Origin of the sequence: Pseudomonas sp. SWI36 (assembly GCF_002948105.1) — a bacterium.
GTDB lineage: Bacteria > Pseudomonadota > Gammaproteobacteria > Pseudomonadales > Pseudomonadaceae > Aquipseudomonas > Aquipseudomonas alloputida.
The window spans coordinates 1,561,041-1,586,889 of the sequence record NZ_CP026675.1 but is presented as its reverse complement, the minus strand read 5'-3'; the positions used below and the strand labels follow the sequence as shown (position 1 = coordinate 1,586,889).

Sequence of the window (25,849 nt, the reverse complement as noted above, 5' to 3'; positions counted from 1 at the left end):
CCATGCCCAACCGCTGCTATGGCCTGGGGCTGCTGATGGTGCTGGCCGGTTGCACTCAGGTTGGTCCGGATTTCGAGAAGCCCCAAGCGCCGTGGCTGGACGGCTGGAGCACGCCAATGCTGGAGCAGGCAGGGCGCAGCGCGGCGGCGCCCGACCTGCGCCAGTGGTGGGCGGTGTTTGCCGACCCGACCCTGGACGCGTTGATAGCCGAGGCCGATGCCAACAACACCAACCTGCGCGTGGCTGGCCTGCGTATCGCTGAAGCTCGTGCCCAGTTGGCCATCGTGCAGACCGGGCGTTATCCGCAGCTGCAGCAACTGAGTGCGCAAAGCCTGTACCTGAAGCAGAATCAGTCTGGTACGCCTTCGGCCCGTGATTCGGTGTTCTGGCAATCCAGCGTGGGCTTCGACATCGGCTGGGAAATTGACTTCTGGGGCCGCTTCAGTCGCGCCATCGAAAGCGCCGATGCCGTCTACTTCGCCTCCCAGGCCAACTACGCCGATGCCATGCTGCTGCTGCGTGCGCAAGTGGCCGACACCTACTTTGCCCTGCGTACCGCCGAAGCGCGGCTGGCGATCGCACAAGAGAACGCCAAGCGCCAGGCGCGTAGCCTGGAGATTACCGAGCGGTTGTTCCGCCACGGCGAAAACGACGAGCTCGACTGGCAGCAGGCGCGTACTCAATACCTGGCGACCCTGGCCACCATTCCCGAGTTCGAGAACCAGCTCAACGCCCTGCGCAACGTACTGTGCTCGCTGCTTGGCCGCCCGCCCGGGCCGCTGCCGCAGCTGGAGGCCGGGCATGGCCAACTGCCCTTGCCCAACCGGGCAGTGTTGCAGGATGTACCTGCCAGCCTGCTGCAGCGCCGCCCGGACATCCGCGCCGCCGAGCAGGCAGTGGCGGCGCAGTCGGCGCTGGTCGGGGTGGCCGAGGCCGATCTTTATCCACAGCTGAGCTTGCTCGGCAGTATCGGCTGGACCTTCCTATCGGCCAATCATCTGCCCGACACCTTCGACCTGGCGGCTGGCCCAAGCCTGATCTGGAACCCGTTCGACTATGGCAGGCGCAAGAACACCGTACGTGTGGAAGATGCCCGCTTGCAGCAACTGATCGAGTTGTACCAGCAGGGCGTGCGCGAAGCCGCCCGTGAGGCCGACGATGCTGCCAGCGGGCTGGTGCGCTCGCTGCAGAGTGCAACCATTCGCGACCAGGCCTCTCAGGCTGCACAGCGCTCGCTGAATCTGGCCAGCTCGCAGTATCGCGAAGGCTTCGCCGATTTTCAGCGGGTGCTCGATGCTCAGCAACTGCTGTTGCAGCAACAGGACGGCTACCTGGTCAGCCGTGGCAACGCGGTCAGCAGCCTGGTGACGTTGTACAAGGCCCTGGGTGGTGGTTGGGACGCCAGCCGCGCGCCGATCGACCCGGCCACCCGCCAGCAAATGCAGCAACGCACCGACTGGGGCGAGTTGCTCGACGAGCCAGCCCCCACCGCGCATGCACAAGGTGAAACCGAATGAGCGACGCCACGCCCACGCCGCCCCCGTCAGCCCCGGATCGCGGCATGCGCTGGGTGCTGCTGCTGATTGCCGTCAGCCTGCTCTGGTACTTGCTGGCTGACCGCTATACGCCGTACACCCAGCAAGCTCGCCTGCAGGCTTACGTAGTCCCAGTGGCCGCCGAAGTGGCCGGGCAGATCAAGCGTGTGGCCGTGGGCAACAACCAGGAGGTGCGCCAGGGCGATGTGCTGTTCGAACTCGATCAGGAGCAGTACCGCATTGCCCTGGCCCGCGCCGAAGCCGACCTTGATACCGTGCGCCGGCAGATCGGCGCCAGTACCGCTGGTATCGATTCGGCGCAGGCAGCGCTGGTGGCCGCCCAGGCCAACGAACGCAAGGCGCGGCAGGACGCCGAGCGCCTCAAACGGCTGATTGACGAAGACCCCGGTACGGTGTCGGTGCGCCGCCTGGAAGGAGCCCAGGCCACCCGCGACCAGGCCATCAGCCAAGTGGCGGCAGCCCGCGCCGAGGTGGAGCGCGCCCGTGAGCAGCAGGGCGGGGCACAGGAAGACAACGCCCAGCTGCGCAGTGCTGCGGCCAATGTGGAAAAGGCGCGCCTGGACCTTGCCCGTACCGTGGTGCGTGCCGACGCAAACGGGCTGATCACCGACCTGCGCACAGACGTTGGCCACTATGTCGGGGCAGGTAGCCCGATGATGACCCTGATCAGTATCCATGACGTGTGGATAAGTGCCGACATGACCGAGAACAACCTCGGTCGCTTGCGCCCTGAAACCCCGGTGCTGGTGGTGCTCGATGCGCTACCGGGCACTGTGTTGAAAGGGCGTATACGCAGCATTGGCTATGGCGTGAGCGTGGGCCAGAGCACGCCGCCGGGTACGCTGCCGACCGTGCAGAATAGCCGCGAGTGGCTGCGTTCGGCGCAGCGCTTTCCGGTGATTGTCGAACTGGAGCGCGATCAGCTTCAGGACAAGACCGTGCTGCGGGTCGGTGGGCAGGCCGAGGTCATGGCCCTGCCTAGCGAAGGCAACCCACTGAACCTGCTGGGCCGGTTGTTCATGTGGCTGATGAGCTGGCTGTCGTATGCCTATTGAATTGCGCCGCCTGCGCGCACTGCGCCTGGCCTGGGGCGTGGCGCTGTGCCTGGCGGTGAGCTTTGGTATCGGCTTGCCGGTGCCGATCCTGGCGCCGGTGTTTGCGGTGCTGTTGCTGGCCATGCGCAGTCAGCCATTGCCCCTGCGTGCAGCACCGGCCCTGGCGCTACTGGTGCTGCTCGCTTGCGGCAGCGGGTTGCTGCTGATTCCGCTGTTGCGCCATGCTCCGTTGGCTGGGGTGTTACTGGTTGGGGTGGGTGTTTTCCTGACCTTGCGCTATGCGCTGAAGGGCGGCAACGGCTTGCTGGCCAACCTGCTGGTGATCGGCCTGACCATGATCGCCGCTGCCGGCACCAGTGACTTCACCCTGGCATTGTCGGTGGTCGAAGCGCTGGCCAAAGGCATGCTGCTGGCAGTGCTGGGCACGTCGGTGGCGCATACGTTGTTCCCCGAACCTGCCAATGCGCCAGCACCGCCGGTGCCGCCGCTGCTGGGTAGCGAGCATGTCAGCTGGGTGGCGCTGCGTGCCACGTTGATCGTGATGCCGGCCTTTCTGCTGGCATTGATCGCCCCTGACCAGTACATGCCGTTGATCATGAAGGCCGTGAGTGTGGGGCAACAAGCAGGCGAAACCCGCGCGCGGCACGCCAGCCGGGAGCTGATCGGTTCAACCTTGCTTGCCGGGGTGTTGGCGATAGCGCTGTGGGTAGCGCTGAGCCTGTTCGTTCACCTGTGGATGTTCTTCTTGTGGGTACTGCTGTTCGCCCTTTGGCAGGCTCGGCGCCTGTACCAGGCGGTGCCGAGCCGGCAGAGCCCGGCGTACTGGGTCAGTTGCCTGACGACCATGTTGATCTTGCTGGGGCAGTCGGTGCAGGACAGTGCAGGTGGGCAGGATGTGTACAAGGCATTTGCGGTGCGTATGGCGCTGTTTCTGGCGGTATCGGTGTACGCCAGCGGCATGTTGATCTGGATTGACCGGCTTCGGAGTCGGCGCGGGCTTCTTCGCGGTTAAGCCCGCTCTCCAGGCAATTCAGGGCTGCCAATCAACCCCGCTCTCTTCCAGGTACGCATCCACCGCTGCGCCCACCGTCGGATGAAAGGCCTTCTCCCCCATATGTTCGAACAACTCGAACTGCCGCATCTTGTCCTTCACCGGGTCCTTCATTTCGGCGAACTGCAACTCCACCCCCCGCGCCTCCAATGCCCGGTCCAGCTCGGCCAGCATGTCCGCCGAAGTGATATCGATACTGGTCACAGGCTCAGCGGCAATTACCACCCGCTGCACAGGCGTTGGCGACGCGTCTACCGCCGCCATCACTGTGTTCTGGAACTGCTCGGCGTTGGCAAAGAACAACGGCGCGTCCCAGCGCAGCAGCACCAGCCCTGGAATACGCCGGGCCTGTGGATAACGCTGTATGTCATGGTAGCCGCGCAGCCCATCGGCCCGGCCGAGCACTGCGTAATGCGGCCGCCAGCCGTCCCACAGGAACTCGATCACCGACACCGCCACTGCAATGCAGATACCGGGAATGGCGCCGAACACCGCCACGCCGACAAAGCAGGTGAACGACAGCCAGAACTCCCACTGCTGCATGCGGAAGATACGCTTGAGGTCGGCAAATTCGAACAGCCCCAGTGCAGCGGCAATCACCACCGCAGCCAAAGCGCTGTTAGGCAGGTGCTGCATCAGATTGGGCGCTACCAGCAGCAACAGGGTTACCGCCAGGGCGCCGATGATGCCGGTGAGCTGGGTCTGCGAGCCGGCAGCTTCGGCCACTGGGGTGCGTGACGAACTGCTGCTGATCGGGATGCCCTGGAACAGCCCCGAGGCCACGTTGGCCACGCCCAGGCCGAACATTTCCTGGTTGGGGTTTACCCGCATCTTGAGGCGCGCGGCATAGGAGCGTGACAGCACACTGGTGTCGGCAAACGACACCAGCGCCACTGCAATCCCGCCCAGTAGCACCTCGACCAGGTCAATGTCGCTGACCCAGGGGAAGACGAAGCCGGGCAGGCCCTGAGGCAATTGCCCGAGTACCTTGACGCCCATCTGATCGAGGTTGAACACGCTCACTGCCAGCGTCGCCAGTACCACGGCGATCAGGATGCCCGGCAGGCGCTTGAACGGTTTGAGCAGCAGAATCAGCGCCAGGCTACCGGCACCCACGACAAAGCTTGGCCAGTGCCCTTGGCCGGCGTATAGCGCCTGGCCCAAGTACCAAAGGTCGCGCAAGGGGCCTTCGCTGTCGACTTTGATGCCGAACAGCTTGGGCAACTGGCTGATCAATACGGTCAGGGCGATGCCGTTCATGTACCCATAGCGGATGGGCTTGGACAGCAACTCGGTGATGAAGCCCAGGCGCAGCAGCCCGGCAATCACACAGAACGCCCCCGCGACCAGGGCCATCATGCTGGCGATGGCGATCGCCCGCTGCGGGTCGCTGGCCGCGTATTGCACCACCACAGCCAGGATAGGCGCGGCCAGCGCCGAGTCCGGGCCCAGCACCAGGATACGGCTGGGACCGAACAGGGCATAGGCCAGCAGGGGGATGATGGTGGCGTACAGGCCATAGATGCCGGGGACGCCGGAAGCCTCGGCGTAGGCGATGCCCACAGGCACCAGCATGGTGGTGAGAACCAGGCCGGCGGCGATGTCCTTGGGTAGCCAGGCTGCCTTGTAGTGGAGCAGGGTGACCAGGCCAGGGAGCCAGCGTTGCCAGTCGAAACGAGTGGGTTGGGGCATGGTGTCGGCTCTGGGCGAGAAGGGCGCTGAACCTCAGCTTAGATGCTGAAGGCGGGGGCCGCTTTGCGGCCTGGCACGACACAAGGCCGCCCCTGCCAAGGGCGCGCATGTCTGGGCAAAACAAAACCCCTTGAAGCGCAAGCCTCAAGGGGTTTGTGTGTGCTGCTGGTTACCGCTTAGACGTTAAAGCGGAAGTGCATCACGTCGCCGTCTTTGACGATGTAATCCTTGCCTTCCAGACGCCACTTACCGGCTTCCTTGGCACCGGCTTCACCCTTGAACTGGATGAAGTCGTCATAGGCCACCACTTCAGCGCGGATGAAGCCTTTTTCGAAGTCGGTGTGGATAACGCCGGCTGCCTGCGGGGCAGTGGCTCCGACGCGAACGGTCCAGGCGCGTACTTCCTGCACGCCGGCAGTGAAGTAGGTCTGCAGGTTCAGCAGCTCGTAACCGGCGCGGATCACGCGGTTCAGGCCAGGCTCTTCCAGGCCCAGGGCCTCGAGGAACATGTCCTTCTCTTCACCGTCTTCCAGCTCGGCGATTTCTGCTTCGATCTTGTTGCACACCGGCACCACTACCGCGCCTTCTTCCTCGGCAATGGCCTTGACCACGTCCAGGTGCGGGTTGTTGTCGAAGCCGTCTTCGGCCACGTTGGCGATGTACATCACCGGTTTGCTGGTCAGCAAGTGGAAGCCACGGATGACGGCCTTTTCGTCGTCAGCCATGTGCTTCATCAGGCTGCGCGCAGGCTTGCCTTCGGTAAAGTGCGGGATCAGCTTTTCCAGAATGGCCTTTTGCGCCAAGGCGTCCTTGTCGCCGCCCTTGGCGTTGCGGGCTACCTTCTGCAGTTGCTTTTCGCAGCTGTCGAGGTCGGCGAAGATCAGTTCGAGGTCGATGATCTCGATGTCACGCTTGGGGTCGACGCTGTTGGAAACGTGGATCACGTTCTCGTCTTCGAAGCAGCGCACCACGTGGGCAATGGCGTCGGTCTCGCGGATGTTGGCGAGGAACTTGTTGCCCAGGCCTTCGCCTTTCGAGGCACCGGCAACCAGGCCGGCGATGTCGACGAATTCCATGGTGGTCGGCAGGATGCGGTTTGGCTTGACGATTTCAGCCAGCGCAGCCAGGCGAGCGTCGGGCATAGGCACGATGCCGCTGTTCGGCTCGATGGTGCAGAAAGGGAAATTCTCCGCCGCGATGCCAGACTTGGTCAGGGCGTTGAACAGGGTGGACTTGCCGACGTTGGGCAGGCCGACGATGCCGCAATTGAAACCCATGGGTATTCCCCTCTCTAAAGGAAATCAGGCCTTCTGGCTGTGCAGCTCGCGCATCGCCTTGGCGAAGTCGCCGGCAAGCACGTCCGGCAGCACGCCGAGGGCAAAATCGATGCTGGCGTCGAGCTTCTCCTGCTCGGCGCGCGGCGCGCGGCCCAGGACGAAGTTGGATACCAGTTTGGCGTCACCCGGGTGGCCGATGCCAAGCCGCAGGCGGTGGAAGTCGTTCTGGTTGCCGAGCTGCGCGATGATGTCGCGCAGGCCGTTGTGCCCACCATGGCCGCCGCCGCGCTTGAGCTTGGCAACGCCTGGGGGCAGATCGAGTTCGTCGTGTGCCACCAGTATCGCTTCCGGCTTGATGCGGAAGAAATTGGCCAAGGCCGCTACGGACTGGCCGCTGCGGTTCATGTAGGTGGTGGGGATCAACAAACGAACGTCGTTGCCCTGATGGCTGAATTTAGCCGTCAGGCCGAAATACTTTTTGTCAGCGGTCAGCGAAACACGCTGGGCGCTGGCAAGGCGTTCAACGAAAAGAGCCCCTGCGTTATGCCGGGTCTGTTCGTATTCGGGGCCGGGGTTACCCAGGCCAACGATCAACTGGATGGCGGTCACGTCAGGGGCTCTTCCTTGGAGTTGGTGGGTTACAGTGCGCGCGGCACTGTAACCCGATCAACGCCGGCGTGCGAGTGGATTACTCGGCAGCGCCTTCTGCTTCTGGAGCAACGCGTGGAGCGTGAACGTTGGCAACAGCTTTGTCATCACCGTGGGCCAGAGCGACGAACTCTACGCCTTTCGGAGCTTTCAGGTCCGACAGGTGGATGATGGTGCCGATTTCGGCGTTGCCCAGGTCAACTTCGATGAACTCAGGCAGGTCTTTGGCTTCGCAGGAAACTTCGATCTCGGACTCAACGTGGGAGATCTCGCCGCCTTTCTTGACCGGGGCTTCTTCGTTGATGAAGTGAACCGGAACCTTGGCGGTCAGCTTCTGGCCAGCAACGACGCGAACGAAGTCAGCGTGCATGATGAACTGCTTGGCTGGGTGGCGCTGCATGGCCTTGATGATGACGTTCTGCTTAACACCGTCAACGTTCAGTTCGATAACGTGGCTGAAGGCAGCTTCGTTTTCGAACAGCTTGGTGATTTCCTTGGCCAGGATGGTCAGGGATTGAGCTTCTTTATCACCACCGTAGACAACGGCTGGGATGCTCAGCGAGTGACGCAGGCGGCGGCTCGCACCTTTCCCCAGGTCAGTACGCGCTTGGGCGTTCAGAATAAAATCAGTCATTTTGTTTCTCCAAAATAGCCCCCGAGGGCGTTTGCGACCAGCGCCAACGGGGATGGCAAAAAAGCCCCGCCCCAACACAGGTTGGGGCGGGGCGCTTCACATCAACACGTGTCCCGCTTAGCGGAACATCGCGCTGATCGATTCTTCGTTGCTGATGCGGCGTACCGCTTCAGCGACAACCGGTGCGATATCCAGCTGGCGGATACGATCACAGGCTTGAGCAGCGGCGGACAGCGGAACGGTGTTGGTCACCACCAGCTCGTCCAGTACCGACTTCTCGATGTTCTCGATTGCGCGGCCCGACAGGACAGGGTGCGTGCAATAGGCGTAAACCTTGGCAGCGCCGTGCTCTTTCAGGGCCTTGGCCGCGTGGCACAGGGTGCCGGCGGTGTCGACCATGTCGTCTACCAGGATGCAGGTGCGCCCTTCGACGTCGCCGATGATGTGCATAACCTCGGAGTGGTTAGCCTTTTCGCGGCGTTTGTCGATGATACCCAGATCGACGCCCAGGGACTTGGCGACAGCGCGTGCGCGCACGACACCACCGATGTCCGGGGAGACGATCATCAGGTTCTCGAAACGCTGGTCTTCGATGTCGTCAACCAGTACGGGCGAGCCGTAGATGTTGTCGACGGGGATATCGAAGAAGCCTTGGATCTGGTCAGCGTGCAGGTCGACGGTGAGTACACGGTCGATACCTACGACAGTGAGCATGTCAGCAACAACTTTGGCGCTGATGGCTACACGTGCCGAACGCGGACGGCGGTCCTGGCGGGCATATCCGAAGTAGGGAATCACGGCGGTGATTCGGGATGCTGAGGAGCGGCGGAAGGCGTCGGCCATCACTACCAGTTCCATCAGGTTATCGTTGGTCGGGGCGCAGGTCGGCTGAATAATGAAAACGTCTTTACCGCGAACATTTTCATTGATCTCAGTACTGATCTCGCCGTCGGAGAATTTACCGACAGAGACGTCACCGAGAGGGATATGCAGCTGACGTACGACACGCCGAGCCAGATCGGGGTTAGCGTTCCCCGTAAAGACCATCATCTTGGACACGCGCAGTACCTGAAGGCTGAGGGTATACCTGGATGAGTATAAGGAAAATGGCAGGGGCGGCTGGATTCGAACCAACGCATGGCAGGATCAAAACCTGCTGCCTTACCGCTTGGCGACGCCCCTGTATCTGTTGCTGCGAACGCTCATGCGCTCGACTTCTTGACCAGACTTTGCAGCTTGCGATGCAACATCGAAATATTGCTTCCTTTCGCCACAAACCCTGTTTGGGTCGCTGAAAGAAGGGCCAGAACTTTATCAGCTTCGGCTTTGCTTGGGAAGGCCCCAAACACACAACTTCCAGTGCCGGTTAGTCGAGCCTCAGTGAATTTTCCCAGTGAATTCAACGCATTGCGAACTTCTGGGTAATTCTGCTCTACCACCGGTTGGCAGTCATTTCGACTGTTTCCCTCGGGAACGGGGCGCATCTTAAGGGGGAGAGAATCACGTGTCAACTGCGGATGTGAAAAAATTTCTACTGTGCTGACAGACACTTGCGGCACCAGCACGACATACCAGGGTTCGATCGGGTCGACCGGTGTCAGCTGTTCGCCTACACCTTGCGCGAACGCTGCGTGGCCGCGTACGAACACCGGCACATCGGCGCCCAGGCTCAGGCCCAGTGCGGCCAGGCGGTCTTCGTCCCAGTCCAGTTGCCACAGGTGGGCCAGGGCCAGCAGGGTGGTCGCGGCGTCTGAGCTGCCACCGCCGATACCTCCGCCCATGGGCAGTACCTTGGTCAGCCAGATGTCGGCGCCAAGCGTGGTGCCCGATTGTGCTTGCAGCATGCGCGCGGCCCGTACGATCAGGTTGCTGTCGTGGGGGACGGCCTCGATCTCGGTGTGCAAGCGGATCACGCCATCGTCACGCAGGGCGAAACTCAGTTCGTCGCCGTGGTCGAGAAACTGGAACACCGTTTCCAGTTCGTGGTAGCCGTCTGCGCGGCGGCCGATGATGTGCAGCCACAGGTTGAGCTTGGCCGGGGCGGGCAGGGTGAGCTTTTGCATGTGATCAGTGCCCCAGCTGGCGCGGCTGCCAGTCCTTGACCACCAGGGTCACGTCCAGGTCCTTGCCGTGCAGCTTCAGGCGCTCGGGCAACCAGTAGCCGTTCTGTTCGGTGTAGCTCAGGTACTGCACCTGCCAGCCATCCTGGTCCAGGCTGGCCAGGCGGCTGTCGCCATCCAGGGTCAGCTTGCTCTTGCTGTCGGGGGCGGGCAGGCCGCGCACCCACCAGACCAGGTGCGAAACCGGCAGCTGCCAGCCCAGTTGTTCTTCCAGCAGGGCTTCCGGGCTGGTGGCTTCGTAGCGGCCCTGGTTGGCCACTTCCAGCACCACGCCACCCGGGCGGCCGGTAAGGCGCGCGGCCCCACGGCCCAGCGGGCCGGCCAGGCGAATGTCGTAATAGTCCTGGCGTTGCAGCCAGAACAGCGTACCGCTGCCGGAATCGCGCGGGGCGCGGATGCCGACCTTGCCGTTGATCTGCCAGCCATCGAGGCTGCTCAGCTGCGCTTTGTGGGCGCGCCACTGTTGCGGGTCGCCGTGGCCCTGCAGGGCCTCACGGCTACCGAAGCCGGCGCAGCCGGCCAGCAGGGCGATCAAGGTAAAGGTGATGCAATGGCGCAGGAACATGGCGTTAAAGAGTCTCGGATCCGGTCAGGCGCAAGAGGGTCTTGCGCAGGATAGGGCTGTCGGCCTGGGCTTCGAAGCCCTTGGCCCATACCTGGCGGGCTTCGCGGCGCTTGCCGTTGGCCCACAGCACTTCGCCCAGGTGGGCGGCCACTTCGTGGTCGGGGAAGTTGGCAAAGGCCTGGCGCAGGTAGGTTTCAGCTGCGTCGAGGTTGCCCAGGCGATAGTTGACCCAACCCAGGCTGTCGAGCACTGCCGGGTCATCGGGGGTCAGCTGGTGGGCCTTGTCGATCAGCGCCTTGGCTTCGGCATAGCGGGTGGTGCGGTCGGCCAGTGTGTAGCCGAGGGCGTTCAGGGCCATGGCGTTTTCTGGCTCGCGGGTGATGATGGCGCGCAGGTCTTTTTCCATCTGCGTCAAATCGTTGCGCTTCTCGGCCAGCATGGCGCGGGTGTAAAGCAGGTTGAGGTCGTCCGGGTAGCGCTTGATGGCTTGTTGCAGCACCTGGTTGGCCTGGGCGTCCTTGTTGTTGTTGCTGTAGCTTTCCGATTCGATCAGGAATAGCTGGATGGCGTAGTCTGGCTGGGCTTCGCGCGCGTCGGCGAGCAGGCGCGAGGCCTCGGTGCCGCGGCCGTTGGCGATCAGGATGTCGGCCTGGCGCAGCTGTGCCGGCAGGTAGTCTGGGCCCGGGCCGACCAGGGCGTATTCACGCAGAGCGCCAGCAGGGTCGTGGCGCTCCTCGTGGATGCGGCCCAGGTTCAGGTGCGCGGCGTCAACGTAGCTGTCGCGCTCGACCAGCTCTTGCAAGTAGCCTTCGGCTTCATCCCAATCTTTGTTCTCCAGGCACACCAGCGCCAGCGAGTAGCGCAATTCGTCATCATCGGGGTATTGCTGGACCAGGCTGATGAACTCGCCTTTGGCATCGGCGATACGGTCCTGTTCGACCAGGGTGCGAGCGTAAGTCAGGCGCAGGCGTTTGTCGTCCGGGTTGTCGCGAATCGCCCCGCGCAGCAGTGGCAGGGCCTCTGGACCTCGGTCCAGGGCCTGCAGCAGACGGGCGCGCAGCAGGATCGGGGCGACTTCGCCGTTTTGTGCCGGGTGCGACTCGAGCAGTTCCAGGGCTTCTTCGGTCTTGCCGTCCTGGTTCAGCAGCAGGGCCTTGCCGAATATCAGCTGGCCGTTGTCGGGGTATTTCACCAGCAGGCGTTCGAAACTGTGTAGCAGGCCGTCGCGGGTGCTCTGGTCGGTTTCGGCTGCGGACAGGGCGAGGAAGTCGAAGTGGGTGTCGCCCTGGCCCTGCAGTACCTTTTCCATGTAGGCCATGGACTCGTCATAGCGGCCGGCGCGGGCCAGCTGGATGGCGGCGGCGCGCTGGGCGTCGAGGTTCTGCGGGTCGTTGCGCGCCCAGACCAGCGCATTCTCCAGTGACGGCTCGTCGGCGCCGAGGTACTCGGCAATGCGGTAGGCGCGCTCGGAAACTGCTGGGTCCTGGGTTTTTGCCGCCTGATCGGTGTAGTTGGCCAGGGCAATGTCGAAACGGTTGCGCTGGCCGGCCAGCTCTGCCACCAACAGGCTATAGAGTGTGTCCTGCTTGAACGAGCCATACACCACGGGCTTTTCCGCCTGGCCCTTGCCAGCTTCGGCGACGGGAGGCTCGGCCTTTTGCGGGGCCAGGCTTTGGCAGCCCTGTAGCAGGGCGAAGGCAAGCAGCAATGCGTATGGTTTGTTCATAGAAAGGCTTATAGGAGGACTCACCGGCGGTCGGAGCATGATGACACAAGCGCGGGGGCAAACCCACCTGCGAAGGTCGTGGTTTACAGGCTGGGTGGTGCTGAGTAGGACAGCGGGGTGGGGGAGAGGTTCGAGGGGGCTTCTGACGCAATGACCCAGCCCCTGCCTGTATATTTTACGTCCCTGGAAGCAGGAAATGGGAAAGCACAAGCGCCATGAGAAGCGTAATGTGCGGAGTTAGGGGCTGTTCCCGTTTCACATGGGTAGCCAAAGAAAGGCGCAGGCCATGGCCACTGCGCTTTCATAATTCCGCTTGAGCTTGTCGAAGCGCGATGCGGCCGCCCGCTAGTGCTTCAACCGGGCGAAGGCGTTTTCAACCACGTGCAGCCTGAAAAACCTTGAGCCATTTATCCGCCGCGATCCTCGAATCTACCGTCAGGGTTAGTCGCACCGACAATTTTGTCGAGATCACCGGTCAGGATAGATCCGCTCGTATAGTGCCACGTCGCTGGGGCAGTCAATTTCTCCCCAGGGAGCGTGCGTCGCCACGCCGGCGACTGGAAAACCTTCGCTGACTAGTATCCCTAAAAGCGATGTCATGTCAGTTTGGTCGCGTGCCTGAGGCGTGAGCCCTTGCAATTGCTTTTTCAACGTCTGCCAACCCGCTGGCGTGACTTTGAACAAGCCCATGTACTGGCCCTGAATGACTTCAAGACTGGTAGCGGTCTGTCCAATAGCGCTCACCCATCCATCGACTAAGCGGAAGTTCTCCAGATCTGGTAGCGGATCGTTGAAGCGTTGCTGCCAGAGACGCACTGCAGCGGGATCGTAGCCCAGGACAATATCGGCTGGATGGTTAATTAGCTCGGATACTAGGGTGCTGTCGTAGAAGATGTCACCGTAGCTAACAAGGCAAGGCTCTGCGCTCAACCAATCGCTGGCGCAATTTAGAGAGCTGAAAATACCGGAGCTGTGCCAGCGGTGGTTGTGAAACAAAGTGTCGGCGAATGGTGCAAGCATTTCGCTTCGATAGCCTGCAACGATGCCAACCTCGCTGACATCGCATCGACGGAGCGTTTCAATCGCGCGCTGTAGCAGTGGCACACCGTTAAAGGGTACCAAGGCCTTGGGGCGTTCATCGGTCAGGGCTTGTAAGCGGCTCCCGCGACCTGCAGCAAGAATGATGGCTTTCATGAAAAAGCTCCGAAGGCATGTCGCACGCGTTGAATATCCAATGGATCGGCAGGTAGTTCTCGCTCGGGGTGCCACATGATCCCGGTATGCCGACGGTGGTCGTCATACACAGCCTCGATCACGCCGTCGTCGGCCAGGGCTAGTACGCGGTAGCCGTCGGGCGCCTCGCGAAAGCCGTATTCATGATAGGAATTCACTCGCCGCCGTTGTTCTTGCATGTTGATCATGTGCTCACCTACATGGCCGGCCAAGCGTTCCAAAGTGCCGCCAGCTCGCGTCAACATTACCTGCATGCCGCGGCATACACCGAGCACCGGAAGCCTTAGATTTTCCGCAAGATCAAGCAAGACCCTCTCAGTGACGTCGCGTGTGTCGGCTGACCCACTCAGGGCCTTGCAACTCCCTCCACCAGTAAGCAGGAGGCCCTGAGGGCGCAATGATTGGACTAACGCCATGCTGACTCTCGGATCGTTTGGAAGGTACAGCGGGGTCAGCCCACATTGGCCTAAGAATTCAACCCAGCGCTGGTCGAGCGCGTCCCGCCATTCCTGGCGTTCGGCGTTGAACTGCCTGAGCATGGTCAGCCCAATCAAAATCATGCCAGCACCTGTATACGCCGCTCGGCGCAGTCGAGCAGCAGGCTTGTCGCCGCCAATAGGGTTTTGAATCGAGTATCGCCCACGCCGATAGCTGCGGGAATGGCGAACTCTCGCGCTCGGATCGACATGTGCGAGTTCTCGCCTCCGTAGGCGGTGATGAAACCAGCAATGCGGTGGGTAAAAATCCAATCAAAACCCGGATCAGCATTTTCGATTAAGACAATGCAACCCTCTATGTCCGGTGCCAATTGCCCTGGAAGCACATGGGCCACCCGCGCATGAGTGGCACTTCGAGTGATGAAGTTGGGATTGCACCAGTGCACTCGATGGCCGAATAGATCTTGCGGCTGACAGATGATGCTTGGCGTACGGACTAACTGCGTTTCATACCAGCGGCTACGGTTGTGGGCAATCGCTTGGTGCAAACGGTTGTGATCGATGTCGGCGTAACCGCTGGTAAAGTCGGTGATTTGCGCAAAGCTGAGTTGGTCGCGGTCAAGACCATGTACCTCCCCCCAATCGCATAGTGAGCGCAAAACATCCGAAACAAACGCTGCATAGAGGTATTTGAGCTTCTCGCGCGATGCAATAGCGGCTTGAGCAAATTGGAGGAACTGCTCGGCGGAAACGTTAAGACCGCACTGGTCGAAAGCTTGCTGCATGGCGTTGACCTGGGCCCGAGATACAGTTAGCCCGTTCGTAGATTTTGGGGGGCGTTGTAATGGGCGCTGCCAGTCAAAATAACTCTCCGGAGTCTCGTCGTAGCGCGCCACACGTATATCGTAGGTCCCCGGCCGGACATGACCGTGGAGCTTTAGGAAATCGTCCTTATGCAAAGTCTGGAAATCGTTGGCCATCTCGCGACCGATACTATTGACCCCTCCGGTCACATGATCGATGAAACCGGCAGATACTACCCCCGCTGTTTCCAGCGATTTAATTATTGCGGTACCGACGAACGCTGCACGGGCAGCGCCAGCGAATACTTCAGCGACCACGTTGGCCGCCGATAGAGCATTCCTCATACGTTGCAAGGACTCGCCCCGAGGTTGCCTCGCCATTAAACTCTGCACCTTGTCAGTAATACTCGGTAGACGTGTCAGGTCGGAGAAGAACGGGCCGCTGGGGGAAATAATGTGCTCGGTCAACTGGCGTAGCTCGTTCAGGTAGCATTCGTGCTGTTTGGTACTAAGAGTCCGGAGCGCCGGCAGCGAGGCAGCGGCATCGGGGCTAGTAAGCTCTGGCGTGAAGCAAGTAGGAATGATCGCGAACTCGATCTTGTCATGCAGATGAGGATGCATGGCCAAGTACTCGCCGCACTGTTCGACTACGCGCTCGGCAACATCTTGAGGTACCGAGGCAGGGATGAATGACTCGATGCTGTGGGCAATGCAGATGTAAGGAGAGCCACCCACCTGGTACATCAGCGGTTTGCGCCGCAGATCCCGGTAGCCGTATCGGAATCTGGCAGAGGCCCAATTAAGGTCAGTGATCAGCTCCTTATATAGCGAGTAGGCTAGCGCCCGCGGCTTGGTACCGATCATTTCCGCCGGGTTCCAGTCCGGCATAAGGCCAAGGAAGGCGGTCGACGTAGGACGCAGATGGTGTTGCTTGCAGATCAGCTCTTCGAGCTGGGAAACCTCGTGCTCCAAAACTTTGCGTAGTTGGGCGTCGGCAAGTGCGCTGGCATTACGGGGCCCATCTGCGGTCATGGGACGCACTTGGAATAGCAGAGGGCCATCGACAGTGATCGCGAACTCTATGTCCAAGGCATCGCGCCCGGTTAGAACTTGTACCTCTTCGAGCAACGCAAACAGCCCTGGTAATTCCGCAGGCTCGCTTGCCGCTTCGCTGCCAAGGGAGACGAAAGCATGCACAGTCTCGTTGCCGTTAGTGACACCGTCAGTGCTGGCACCTGGTACATAGTCAACTACGTAATATGGCAAACCCGTCTCTGGATCACGGGTCATCGCCACTCCGCTGGCCAATACTCCTCTCGCCATCTGCTGCACCAGCACCTCATCGCGCTCGCGAGCTAGGCCGTAGGAGGCGATCACCGTCTTGATGGCTTCGCCGAGTGCCTGGCCGCCACACACATCTAGAACTGACGCGTACATTCCTGCACCGGAATGGCCGTCGCGGTCTTCGGCCAGGCAGCTGGATCGTACAATCAGCGGCTCATCGCCAAAGAACGCCTGACAGTGCGCGATCACTGCCTGCCAGTCCTCCCGCCACTGTGCCACGGTGAATCGACGAAGGGGCAACACTTGCCCGGTGCTCAGAAGTGGTGCCAGTTGCTGCAGGGTATCGGCCTTGCCGGAAAAAACGAACACGGGAGAAGGATTTACTGAGTGCATATGTCTTCCCTAATCAGTCGAATCAGTCCGTTGCAGGGGGCTGTCAGTTCATGTCAGGTTTAAGCCAACTCGGCGCCGGTATAAGTCGCGAGTTCAAGGCCGTAAAGTGAGGACAGCTCGCGCAGGAAGCGATTGCCCTTTTTCGCCGCAGAGTGGGGGCAGTCGTCCTCAACGATGACGTGGCCAATTGTGCCGATGTTGCCGCTATAGACGTTTACCGCCTGGCCAGGCGCAACGTGGGCGGTGCAAAACCGGATGGCGTACTTGTCCAGTAATGGCTGTAGGGTGTCGGGGTCGTAGTCGTGGGCGATATGACCGCCATTGCGGGAGGCGACAGTTACGACGCTACCTGCGCGCTGAAGCACTGAGTCGTCAATTAGAATGGGCTCGCCCAGGTGCAGACGGACTAGCAGTTCGAACGGGTCGATGCCGGTCAGCATCCGGTACATCTGCGGCGCTACGCTACCCATCATGCGTGCGTTGATCTCCACTAGACAGGGCCCTTTGGCATCGCGCAACAGTTCAACATGATAAAGGCCAAAATCCAGCCCCAGAGCGCTGAACACTGCCTGCACATATGCTTTGATCTCGTCGCGCTGTGCTGCGTCAAGGCCTGACGGCATGGTCGCGGTCATTTCTAATATTTCGCTATAGTCGGCGCGGAAACGGATGGTGGTCGCAAAGCAGGAGACCTTGCTGTCCTGGACGATGACTTCCGCTGAATGCAATGTACCGTCGATGTATTGCTCGACCAGATAGTCGCGGCTTACCAAGTGGTCGATCATAGGATCAGCACCCTTGCGACTCTGGCGCAGCTCGGCGAGAAAGGCGTCAAAGTCGGTCTGGCTATGGCAAATGGCGGAAAACTGCTTGGCGAACCCTCGGGTCGGCTTGACAACGAATGGCAGCGACAAACTCGGAACGACCCCATTGATCAGTTGCTCCTCGCTTAGTACTTCAAAATCAGGAGAGCGTAGTCCGTGTGCCCGCAGCGTTTCGCGCAGTCGACTCTTGTATACCGCCCCGCACAGAGCTTCGTACCTCGGGTAGAGGGTGCCGATGCGCTGGGCCTCCCGCGCCACCGGTACTATGGCTGCTTCAGAGGTAGAGATCAGGGCGTCAATAGGGCGCTCTGCGTGCAGGTTGGCCAACAACCGGCTGAATTCGCCGCCTTCCAGATTATCGATACGCAAATAAGCATCCACATATCGCAGGTAAGGCTCGAGACGGGAGGTGTCGTCCTTGATCGAGATCGTCAGGAACGAGGCGTCGCGCTGATGAATGAAGGTGACGTGGCAGCCAAGCCGTTTGGCTGCCTCAAAAGCCAGCAGGCCGCTTACGGTGCTGTCGACGAAAACCACGTGTTTCATTGGAACCTCGGATTACCAGGGATGAAAGTAAATAGTGCTGAGCCCGAACAGCATTGCGAAGCAAGCGACCGTCGAAGGTGCGCCATACTTGGGAATTCTCAAGCTGGTGACCTGGAGGATGCCGACCAGGGCCATTAGGCCGACGATCACACCGGCACCGTAATGCCCGGCCGATAACCCCATCAGCGCCAGCGCAAAGACAAATCCTGAATATGTGGTGGGTAGCCCCTGATATCCCCCGCCAGCCGATGTGCCGGGCATGCCAAACAGCGATAGCCGCAAAATGGCCGTGAAAACCAGAGTTACTGCGGCCAGCGTGGCCGAAAGAGACTGGTCGAGGATTAGGATGACAAGGGCTGGCGTGATGCTGAAATTGAGCAAGTCGGCAAAACTGTCTAGATGCTTGCCGAAGGCCCGTTGCGCGCTGTTCGCAGCCAGGTAACGCCGGGCTATGTGGCCGTCAAGGAAATCGAGCATCGCGGCCAGGCAAATCACCGTCGCCGCCAGAACAAACCGTCTTTGCAACGCAAAATAAACAGTACCGAAGGCCAGGCCGATATTGAACATTGTTAATATGTTCGCCAAATCCAAAAGACGGACGAACGGAAACACACGCGCCAATGTGGGCATATTGTTCTCCTTGAAGAAATTATTTAGACAGGTTGTTTTCCCTTGATCGTAACTGTCGTTCGCAGGGCGTTGGATGCGACGAAATAGAAAGCAACGAAGATAATGCTCGTGCTGAACAGGCCAACATACTTAACCAGTATTGATCCGGCGAAGATGGTGATTATCATGCCTAAGTAGACCCCCGCATACTGGACAGATGCCATCAACGGCATGGCGCTGGTAGGTGTGCTCCTGACAAGATCGGCTTGCAATTTGAAAAATGCCAGTTCGAAAAAGAATATGTAGAGAAAATACGCGATGTAACTGGACTGAATATCATGGCCGAACGCTGCGAGCATCATGAACAGGCCGCTGACTACAGCCATCGGCATAGGTAGCGGTTGCACATTACACTTGCCCAAACGATAGAACAGTACTGCGCCCACCAAAGCTGCCACACTATTGACGGCCTGCAACAAACCGACATACACCTCTCCCAAGCCCAGCACATGGGCCGGTAACAGCACCCTGGACACATTGAAGAAGCCCTGAAAAAGGCTGACGAAGATGATGAACTGATAGAGGCTGAGGCGTAGCGCGGGATACTCCTGCAAAAGCGAACCAAGGGCAGTCAATAGTCTTGGTGCGACCTGCACGGTGATCGGAGGCTTTGTTGGCGCAGGTAGTAGATAGGCCGCCAAAGCCGCGATGGAAAAAAGACTGACAGTAATGAGCAGGGCTAACCCAGGCGTCATGTTGGCTTTGAACAGTAGCAGACTGATGCCTGCCAGGCCGCCGGCAATGAATTGTGCGGTGAGTGTCAGAGGCACTGAGCTGGCGATTTGCGCACCCGGGAAATAACACTTGATGGCAACAATACGCCCTACCCGTTGCAGCGCATCCAGGGTGCCAATGACTACCGCGCCTAACACGGCGACTTCCACATGATGTGGCAGGATCTTGTAGGTGGCCGCCGCGCAGCCCAGCGACAGCAAGTTGGCACTCCACAGCAACGTGCGTGGCGCTAGATAGTCAGCCAGTCGGTAGATTGGAGCGACAAGAATTACCGGCAGAACCATTGGTGCAAACAGCACTACTTGGGAAAGTATTAGACTAGCAGTATGAGCATAAATATAGTAGGAAAAATAAATATAGCTCAGCGTAGAGGCCGAAATAGCACACAAGTTAACGCCCCAAAGTAGCACTGAGTGCCTACGAGATGCTTCAAATTCTTCCATTGCGCGTGCCTATTATATAGCTTCCTGCCATGCACGAAGCATACCCTGCATTGGAAATCGTTTTAAGATAAGCTTAACAAAACTGAAATATAAAAATGCTTGTTGTTGGTGTGTCACCAAGTAAGTGTGCATCATTTCAGTTCATCATTACCGCTGCTGATCCTCATCAACAAAACTTCTAATAATCGGCAAAATTAATAGCTACAAATAAACTGACGGACTGATAGCTCGATGCTATCCAATTCGTATCGCTGTCTCAGTGAGAAATATCGATGTAGCAGTGTCAAGACTAGGTCCGGAAGGAGGGTAGGGCAACAGTTGGGCATGTATTTGGGAAATGGACTACAAGACTGTGGATAAATCTTTTGGAAATATGTCAAAAGTCTTCTCGACCCGGTCAACGTAGTTGGCTAGGGCCATGTCGAACCGATGGCTCTGGCTTTTGCTCTTACTGTCGCTTCTAAGCGCGCGGTTGATCAGGCGCTGCAGATTGCGACTTCAGAAGGCCGAGCGTAGGGCTTGCTCCCGGGAGGACCGCGCTGCAGGCCCCATCCTGGGGCACAGCGCTTGACGGGCATCCATGCCCGTCACCTCCCTGTGCAAGGCCTGCGTTCGGCCTCCTGAAGTCGCGAAGATCAAGATCAGGATCAAAAGCCAGATCAAAAGCCGGCAAGACCTGAAAACACCGCTAGGGCAGGCTACGAAAAGGCGATAGCCGCAGGACTATCAGCACAATAGCGAACGGTGGTTGTCCTGAAACCTGCGAAAGAGGACAATTATCGGCTTCCCGTCACAACCAGCGACCTTGCATGGCCTTTCTTGCACTTGGTATCAACCATAAGACTGCCTCGGTAGACGTACGCGAGCGCGTGGCGTTTACCCCAGAGCAGCTGGTAGACGCCCTGCAGCAGCTCTGCCGACTGACGTCCAGCCGCGAGGCGGCGATCCTGTCGACCTGCAACCGCAGTGAGCTCTATATAGAGCAGGACCACCTGTCCGCCGACGCCGTGCTGCAGTGGCTGGCCGACTATCACCGCCTCAGCATCGACGAGCTGCGCGCCAGCGCCTACGTGCATGAAGAGCACGACGCCGTGAAGCACATGATGCGCGTGGCCTCGGGCCTGGACTCGCTGGTTCTGGGCGAGCCTCAGATCCTCGGCCAGATGAAGTCCGCCTACGCCGTGGCCCGCGAAGCCGGTACCGTCGGGCCGTTGCTCGGGCGCCTGTTCCAGGCCACCTTCAGCGCCGCCAAGCAGGTGCGTACCGATACGGCCATCGGTGAAAACCCGGTTTCGGTTGCGTTCGCCGCGGTCAGCCTGGCCAAGCAGATTTTCGCCGACCTGGGCCGCAGCCAGGCCCTGCTGATCGGTGCCGGCGAAACCATCACCCTGGTCGCCCGCCACCTGCACGAGCAGGGCGTACGCCGTATCGTGGTGGCCAACCGCACCCTGGAGCGCGCCAGCATCCTGGCCGAGCAGTTCGGCGCGCATGCCGTGCTGCTGGCAGACATCCCCCAGGAACTGGCCAACAGTGACATCGTGATCAGTTCCACCGCCAGCCAGTTGCCGATTCTGGGCAAGGGCGCGGTCGAGAGTGCACTGAAACAGCGCCGACACAAGCCGATTTTCATGGTCGACATCGCTGTCCCTCGCGATATTGAAACCGAAGTCGGCGAGCTGGATGATGTCTACCTGTACACCGTCGACGACCTGCACGATGTAGTGGCGGAAAACCTCAAGAGCCGCCAGGGCGCGGCCCAGGCGGCCGAAGAGCTGGTATCCGTGGGCGCCGAAGACTTCATGCTGCGCCTGCGCGAACTGGCGGCAGTGGACGTGCTCAGGGCCTATCGCCAGCAAAGTGAGCGCCTTCGCGACGAAGAACTGCAAAAGGCCCTGCGCCTGCTGGCCAATGGCGGCAACCCCGAAGACGTGCTGGCCCAGCTGGCCCGGGGCCTGACCAACAAACTCCTGCATGCGCCCAGCGTGCAGCTGAAAAAGCTCTCGGCCGAGGGCCGCCTTGATGCGCTGGCCATGGCCCAGGAACTCTTTGCCCTCAATGAGGGCTCCACGGACAAATCCCCGCAATGAAAGCGTCGCTGCTGAACAAACTGGAAATCCTCCAGGACCGTTTCGAAGAACTCACCGCCCTGCTCGGTGACGCCGAGGTTATTTCCGACCAGACGCGTTTTCGCGCCTACTCCCGCGAGTATGCCGAGGTAGAGCCGGTCTACGCTGCTTATAAAGAGTGGCGTAAAGTCCAGGACGACCTCGAAGGTGCCCAGGCGCTGCTCAAGGACAGTGACCCGGACCTGCGTGAAATGGCCGTGGAAGAGGTGCGTGAAGCCAAGGAGCAACTGCTGACGCTGGAGGCGCAGCTGCAGCGCATGCTGCTGCCCAAAGACCCCAACGACGGTCGCAACGTGTTTCTGGAAATCCGCGCCGGTACGGGTGGCGACGAGGCAGCCATCTTCTCTGGTGACCTGTTCCGCATGTATTCGCGCTACGCCGAAAAGCGCGGCTGGCGCCTGGAGATCTTGTCCGAGAACGAAGGCGAGCACGGCGGCTACAAGGAAATCATTGCCCGCGTCGAGGGCGAGAATGTCTACGGCAAGCTCAAGTTCGAGTCCGGTGCACACCGGGTTCAGCGTGTGCCCGAGACCGAGTCCCAAGGCCGTGTCCACACTTCCGCGTGCACGGTGGCGGTGCTCCCCGAGCCGGACGAGCAGGCCGCCATCGAAATCAACCCGGCCGACTTGCGCGTGGATACCTACCGTGCCTCCGGTGCCGGCGGCCAGCACGTCAACAAGACCGATTCGGCGATCCGTATCACTCACTTGCCTACCGGTATCGTGGTCGAATGCCAGGAGGAGCGCTCGCAGCACAAGAACCGTGCTCGCGCCATGTCCTGGCTGTCGGCCAAGCTGAACGACATGCAGACCAGTGCCGCGCAGAACGCCATTGCCAGTGAGCGCAAGCTGCTGGTGGGTTCCGGTGACCGCTCCGAGCGCATCCGCACCTACAATTATCCACAGGGGCGGGTGACCGATCACCGCATCAACCTGACCTTGTATTCGCTTGACGACATTCTCAGCGGTGGCGTAGACGCGGTGATCGAACCGCTGCTGGCCGAATACCAGGCCGATCAACTGGCCGCCTTGGGGGACTGATGACTGTCATCGCCAGCCTGTTGCGCAACGCGCAGTTGCCTGAATCGCCCACTGAGCGCCTGGATGCCGAACTGCTGCTGGCTGCGGCCATCGGTAAATCGCGCAGCTACCTGCATACCTGGCCCGAGCGTATTGTCAGCAGCGAAGATGCCGAGACCTATGCCGGCTACCTGAAACGCCGCCGTGGCGGCGAGCCAGTGGCCTATATCCTTGGGCTGCAGGGCTTCTGGAAGATCGACCTGGAGGTCGCGCCGCATACCCTGATCCCGCGGCCGGATACCGAACTGCTGGTCGAGACGGCGCTTGAACTGCAACCCGCTTCGCCCGCCAAGGTTCTCGACCTGGGTACCGGTACGGGTGCCATCGCTCTGGCGCTGGCCAGCGAGCGCCCGGCCTGGCAGGTGACAGCGGTTGACCGGGTGGAGGAGGCTGCTGCCCTCGCCGAGCGCAACCGCCAGCGGTTGGGCCTGGCCAACGCTCGGGTACGGCTGAGCCACTGGTTCGACAGCCTGGCCGGGGAGCGTTTCGACCTCATTGTCAGCAACCCGCCCTACATCGCCGCTGAAGACCCGCACCTGGTGGCCGGCGACGTGCGCTTCGAACCCAGCAGTGCCCTGGTGGCCGGTGCCGATGGCCTGGACGACCTTCGCGTGATCGCCGCCCAGGCCCCCGCGCACTTGTTGCCAGGTGGTTGGCTACTGCTGGAACATGGCTACGATCAGGCGGCGGCGGTACGCGCTCTGCTGGCTGAACATGGCTTTATCGAGGTGGCCAGCCGCACGGACCTGGGCGGCCATGAACGCATTACCCTGGGGCGACTGCCATGCTGAGTGATCAGGAACTGCTGCGTTACAGCCGCCAGGTGCTGCTGGCCCAGATCGACATCGATGGCCAGCTGCGGCTCAAGCAGAGCAAAGCGCTGATCATCGGGCTGGGTGGCCTGGGCTCGCCAGTCGCCCTGTACCTGGCCGCCGCTGGCGTGGGTGAGCTGCACCTGGCCGACTTCGACACCGTCGACCTGACCAACCTGCAACGCCAGGTCATCCACGACAGTGCCAGCGTTGGCATGAGCAAGGTCGACTCGGCCTTGCAGCGCTTGCAGGCAATCAACCCGGAAGTCAGCCTGGTTGCTCACCGCCAGGCACTGGACGAGGACTCGCTGGTGGCTGCGGTGGCGGCGGTCGACCTGGTGCTGGACTGCTCCGACAATTTCTCTACCCGCGAGGCGGTCAACGCTGCCTGTGTCGCCGCCGGCAAGCCGCTGGTCAGCGGAGCGGCAATCCGTCTGGAAGGTCAGCTGTCGGTGTTCGACCCGCGGCGTGACTACAGTCCGTGCTATCACTGCCTGTACGGGCATGGTAGCGAAGCTGAACTGACCTGCAGCGAAGCAGGCGTCATTGGCCCGCTGGTGGGGCTGGTGGGAAGCCTGCAGGCGCTGGAGGCGATGAAGCTGCTGGCTGGCTTCGGTGAGCCGTTGGTCGGCCGCTTGCTGTTGATCGATGCCCTTGGCACCCGTATCCGCGAGCTTCGTGTCAAGCGCGACCCGGCTTGCACGGTCTGTGGTAAGCGCGATGGCTGAGCGCTCGGCGCCGATCGGCGTCATGGACTCGGGGGTTGGCGGATTGTCGGTGCTGGCCGAGATCCAGCGCCTGCTGCCCAACGAAACGTTGCTGTATGTGGGCGATTGCGGGCATATACCCTACGGTGAGAAGTCGCCGGACTATATCCGCGAGCGCTGCCGACGCATTGCCGGGTTCTTCCATGAACAAGGCGCAAAGGCCATGGTCCTGGCCTGCAACACTGCCACGGTGGCGGCAGTGGCCGACCTGCGTGAGTTGTATCCGACCTGGCCGTTGGTGGGCATGGAACCGGCCGTCAAGCCTGCAGCGGCAGCCACCCGCTCGGGCGTGGTCGGTGTGCTGGCCACCACCGGTACCCTGCAGAGTGCCAAGTTCGCAGCCTTGCTCGATCGCTTCGCGAATGACGTACAGGTTATTACCCAACCTTGCCCGGGGCTGGTCGAGCTGATCGAAGTCGGTGACCTGGTAAGCCCGGCGGTGCGCCAGCTGTTGCAAGGTTATGTGCAGCCGCTACTGACTGCAGGTTGCGATACGCTGATCCTCGGCTGCACCCATTACCCTTTCCTTCGCCCATTGCTGGCCGGCATGGTCCCGGATGACGTGGCCATCATCGACACCGGCGCGGCCGTGGCGCGTCAGTTGCAACGGCTGTTGGGTGCCAATGATCTGTTGGCCGAAGGCCCGGCCGGCGCTGCACGCTTCTGGACAAGCGCTGATCCAGAAGCCTTAAGAAAAATCCTACCTGTGCTGTGGCATAAGTCTGACGATGTGCAAAGCTTTGCGTTGTGAAAAAAACGTGAAAAAAGGCTGAACTATCGTTCCACTTCTGCTTTCTACCGCTTTGCCTGAGATGAGGCGGACAAATAACAGCATCAGAAAGAAGGATGTTTCTTATGAGGAAACTGCTCGGCTTGGCAGCGGCTGCTGCCTTTGTTTTGGGGCAAGCGATGTCGGCACAGGCTGCCGATGTTTCGTTTTCGGTGGGGCAGACTGGCGATTCGACAATGGTCTACCGGCTAGGGCTGCAATCGAATTGGGACGCGAGTTGGTGGCAGACCAGCGTTGGTCGGCTGACCGGCTATTGGGATGGGGCCTACACCTACTGGGATGGCGACGAGACCGCGAGCAATCACAGCCTGTCCTTCGCGCCCGTGTTCGTCTATGAATTTGCCGGGGAGTCGGTGAAGCCTTACATCGAAGCCGGCATCGGGGTGGCGGCGTTCTCCAGCACCGAGCTGGAAAGCAACGAGCTGGGTTCGGCGTTCCAGTTCGAGGACCGCATTGGTTTTGGTTTGCGCTTTGCCGGCGGGCATGAGATTGGGGTGCGGGCGATTCACTATTCCAACGCCGGCATCAAAGAGCCCAACGATGGTGTAGAAAGCTACAGCCTGCATTACAGAATGGCGCTCTGA

23 protein-coding genes, 1 tRNA gene and 1 pseudogene are annotated in these 25,849 nt (G+C 60.6%); 9 read left to right on the top strand and 16 right to left on the bottom strand.

The annotated features are described in order from the left end of the window. The first annotated feature begins 2 nt into the window (after positions 1–2). Genes C4Q27_RS07685 through C4Q27_RS07675 form a run of 3 tightly spaced genes read left to right on the top strand, consistent with a single transcriptional unit; the run spans position 3 to position 3,623 of the window. On the top strand, positions 3–1,517 hold the full coding sequence (locus tag C4Q27_RS07685) for an efflux transporter outer membrane subunit (protein WP_104886692.1): 1,515 nt from the start codon (positions 3–5) through the stop codon (positions 1,515–1,517). Next, positions 1,514–2,611 (top strand): HlyD family secretion protein, encoded by a 1,098-nt coding sequence (locus C4Q27_RS07680; protein WP_020190535.1) that lies wholly within the window; start codon positions 1,514–1,516, stop codon positions 2,609–2,611. The genes C4Q27_RS07685 and C4Q27_RS07680 overlap by 4 nt, the downstream gene beginning before the upstream one ends. Continuing rightward, positions 2,601–3,623, top strand: coding sequence for a DUF2955 domain-containing protein (locus C4Q27_RS07675; RefSeq protein ID WP_020190536.1), 1,023 nt, complete (start codon positions 2,601–2,603; stop codon positions 3,621–3,623). Before C4Q27_RS07680 ends, C4Q27_RS07675 begins: the two co-directional genes overlap by 11 nt. An 18-nt stretch (positions 3,624–3,641) precedes the next feature. Here the strand turns inward: C4Q27_RS07675 and C4Q27_RS07670 are convergent, their stop codons facing one another. The 16 genes and pseudogenes from C4Q27_RS07670 to C4Q27_RS07595 all read right to left on the bottom strand — a co-directional run bounded on the left by C4Q27_RS07670 (position 3,642) and on the right by C4Q27_RS07595 (position 19,691). Further along, complete coding sequence (locus C4Q27_RS07670) at positions 3,642–5,354, bottom strand: SulP family inorganic anion transporter (protein WP_010951966.1); 1,713 nt, start codon at positions 5,352–5,354, stop codon at positions 3,642–3,644. Positions 5,355–5,530: 176 nt separating this feature from the next. Further along, complete coding sequence (gene ychF, locus C4Q27_RS07665; RefSeq protein ID WP_003247414.1) at positions 5,531–6,631, bottom strand: redox-regulated ATPase YchF; 1,101 nt, start codon at positions 6,629–6,631, stop codon at positions 5,531–5,533. A gap of 24 nt (positions 6,632–6,655) precedes the next feature. After that, positions 6,656–7,240: an aminoacyl-tRNA hydrolase gene (gene pth / locus C4Q27_RS07660; RefSeq protein WP_003247413.1), complete on the bottom strand. Its 585-nt coding sequence runs from the start codon at positions 7,238–7,240 to the stop codon at positions 6,656–6,658. Between the two features lie 79 nt (positions 7,241–7,319). Further along, positions 7,320–7,913 (bottom strand): 50S ribosomal protein L25/general stress protein Ctc, encoded by a 594-nt coding sequence (locus tag C4Q27_RS07655; protein WP_003247411.1) that lies wholly within the window; start codon positions 7,911–7,913, stop codon positions 7,320–7,322. A gap of 117 nt (positions 7,914–8,030) precedes the next feature. Continuing rightward, a complete protein-coding gene (locus C4Q27_RS07650; RefSeq protein ID WP_003247410.1) occupies positions 8,031–8,972 on the bottom strand; it encodes a ribose-phosphate pyrophosphokinase in 942 nt (313 codons plus the stop codon). 48 nt (positions 8,973–9,020) lie between these two features. Next, positions 9,021–9,095: transfer RNA gene (locus C4Q27_RS07645), tRNA-Gln, on the bottom strand. A gap of 20 nt (positions 9,096–9,115) precedes the next feature. Further along, positions 9,116–9,976 (bottom strand): 4-(cytidine 5'-diphospho)-2-C-methyl-D-erythritol kinase, encoded by an 861-nt coding sequence (gene ispE, locus C4Q27_RS07640; protein ID WP_019750445.1) that lies wholly within the window; start codon positions 9,974–9,976, stop codon positions 9,116–9,118. Between the two features lie 4 nt (positions 9,977–9,980). Next, positions 9,981–10,598 carry a lipoprotein insertase outer membrane protein LolB gene (gene lolB / locus C4Q27_RS07635; protein ID WP_010951969.1) on the bottom strand — a complete coding sequence of 206 codons (618 nt, stop codon included), beginning with the start codon at positions 10,596–10,598 and terminating at the stop codon, positions 9,981–9,983. A 4-nt stretch (positions 10,599–10,602) separates the two neighbouring features. Next, a complete protein-coding gene (locus C4Q27_RS07630; RefSeq protein WP_104886691.1) occupies positions 10,603–12,324 on the bottom strand; it encodes a tetratricopeptide repeat protein in 1,722 nt (573 codons plus the stop codon). Positions 12,325–12,579: 255 nt separating this feature from the next. Beyond that, positions 12,580–12,708: pseudogene (locus C4Q27_RS07625) on the bottom strand (IS5/IS1182 family transposase); the annotation flags it as partial. 84 nt (positions 12,709–12,792) lie between these two features. Next, positions 12,793–13,518, bottom strand: a complete 726-nt coding sequence (locus tag C4Q27_RS07620) for a phosphocholine cytidylyltransferase family protein (RefSeq protein ID WP_064490920.1) — start codon at positions 13,516–13,518, stop codon at positions 12,793–12,795. Continuing rightward, positions 13,515–14,117 carry a type 1 glutamine amidotransferase gene (locus tag C4Q27_RS07615; protein ID WP_064490921.1) on the bottom strand — a complete coding sequence of 201 codons (603 nt, stop codon included), beginning with the start codon at positions 14,115–14,117 and terminating at the stop codon, positions 13,515–13,517. The genes C4Q27_RS07620 and C4Q27_RS07615 overlap by 4 nt, the downstream gene beginning before the upstream one ends. Further along, positions 14,114–16,474 carry a PEP/pyruvate-binding domain-containing protein gene (locus tag C4Q27_RS07610; protein WP_104886690.1) on the bottom strand — a complete coding sequence of 787 codons (2,361 nt, stop codon included), beginning with the start codon at positions 16,472–16,474 and terminating at the stop codon, positions 14,114–14,116. Before C4Q27_RS07610 ends, C4Q27_RS07615 begins: the two co-directional genes overlap by 4 nt. Before the next feature lie 59 nt (positions 16,475–16,533). Continuing rightward, positions 16,534–17,844 (bottom strand): ATP-grasp domain-containing protein, encoded by a 1,311-nt coding sequence (locus C4Q27_RS07605; protein WP_064490922.1) that lies wholly within the window; start codon positions 17,842–17,844, stop codon positions 16,534–16,536. Between the two features lie 12 nt (positions 17,845–17,856). Next, positions 17,857–18,474: a phosphatidylcholine/phosphatidylserine synthase gene (locus tag C4Q27_RS07600; RefSeq protein WP_064490923.1), complete on the bottom strand. Its 618-nt coding sequence runs from the start codon at positions 18,472–18,474 to the stop codon at positions 17,857–17,859. A 23-nt stretch (positions 18,475–18,497) separates the two neighbouring features. Then, positions 18,498–19,691 (bottom strand): hypothetical protein, encoded by a 1,194-nt coding sequence (locus C4Q27_RS07595; protein ID WP_231114221.1) that lies wholly within the window; start codon positions 19,689–19,691, stop codon positions 18,498–18,500. Positions 19,692–20,500: 809 nt separating this feature from the next. Between C4Q27_RS07595 and hemA the strand changes: the two genes are divergently transcribed. The 6 genes from hemA (at position 20,501) to C4Q27_RS07565 (ending at position 25,849) form a co-directional block, all read left to right on the top strand. Further along, positions 20,501–21,778 (top strand): glutamyl-tRNA reductase, encoded by a 1,278-nt coding sequence (gene hemA, locus C4Q27_RS07590; protein ID WP_010951977.1) that lies wholly within the window; start codon positions 20,501–20,503, stop codon positions 21,776–21,778. Beyond that, positions 21,775–22,857: a peptide chain release factor 1 gene (gene prfA, locus C4Q27_RS07585; RefSeq protein WP_003247392.1), complete on the top strand. Its 1,083-nt coding sequence runs from the start codon at positions 21,775–21,777 to the stop codon at positions 22,855–22,857. The genes hemA and prfA overlap by 4 nt, the downstream gene beginning before the upstream one ends. Then, positions 22,857–23,687, top strand: coding sequence for a peptide chain release factor N(5)-glutamine methyltransferase (gene prmC / locus C4Q27_RS07580; protein ID WP_014589668.1), 831 nt, complete (start codon positions 22,857–22,859; stop codon positions 23,685–23,687). Before prfA ends, prmC begins: the two co-directional genes overlap by 1 nt. Further along, a complete protein-coding gene (locus C4Q27_RS07575) occupies positions 23,681–24,436 on the top strand; it encodes a molybdopterin-synthase adenylyltransferase MoeB (RefSeq protein WP_014589669.1) in 756 nt (251 codons plus the stop codon). The genes prmC and C4Q27_RS07575 overlap by 7 nt, the downstream gene beginning before the upstream one ends. Beyond that, on the top strand, positions 24,429–25,226 hold the full coding sequence (gene murI / locus C4Q27_RS07570) for a glutamate racemase (protein WP_064490926.1): 798 nt from the start codon (positions 24,429–24,431) through the stop codon (positions 25,224–25,226). Before C4Q27_RS07575 ends, murI begins: the two co-directional genes overlap by 8 nt. A gap of 104 nt (positions 25,227–25,330) precedes the next feature. Further along, positions 25,331–25,849, top strand: a complete 519-nt coding sequence (locus C4Q27_RS07565; RefSeq protein WP_003247385.1) for an acyloxyacyl hydrolase — start codon at positions 25,331–25,333, stop codon at positions 25,847–25,849.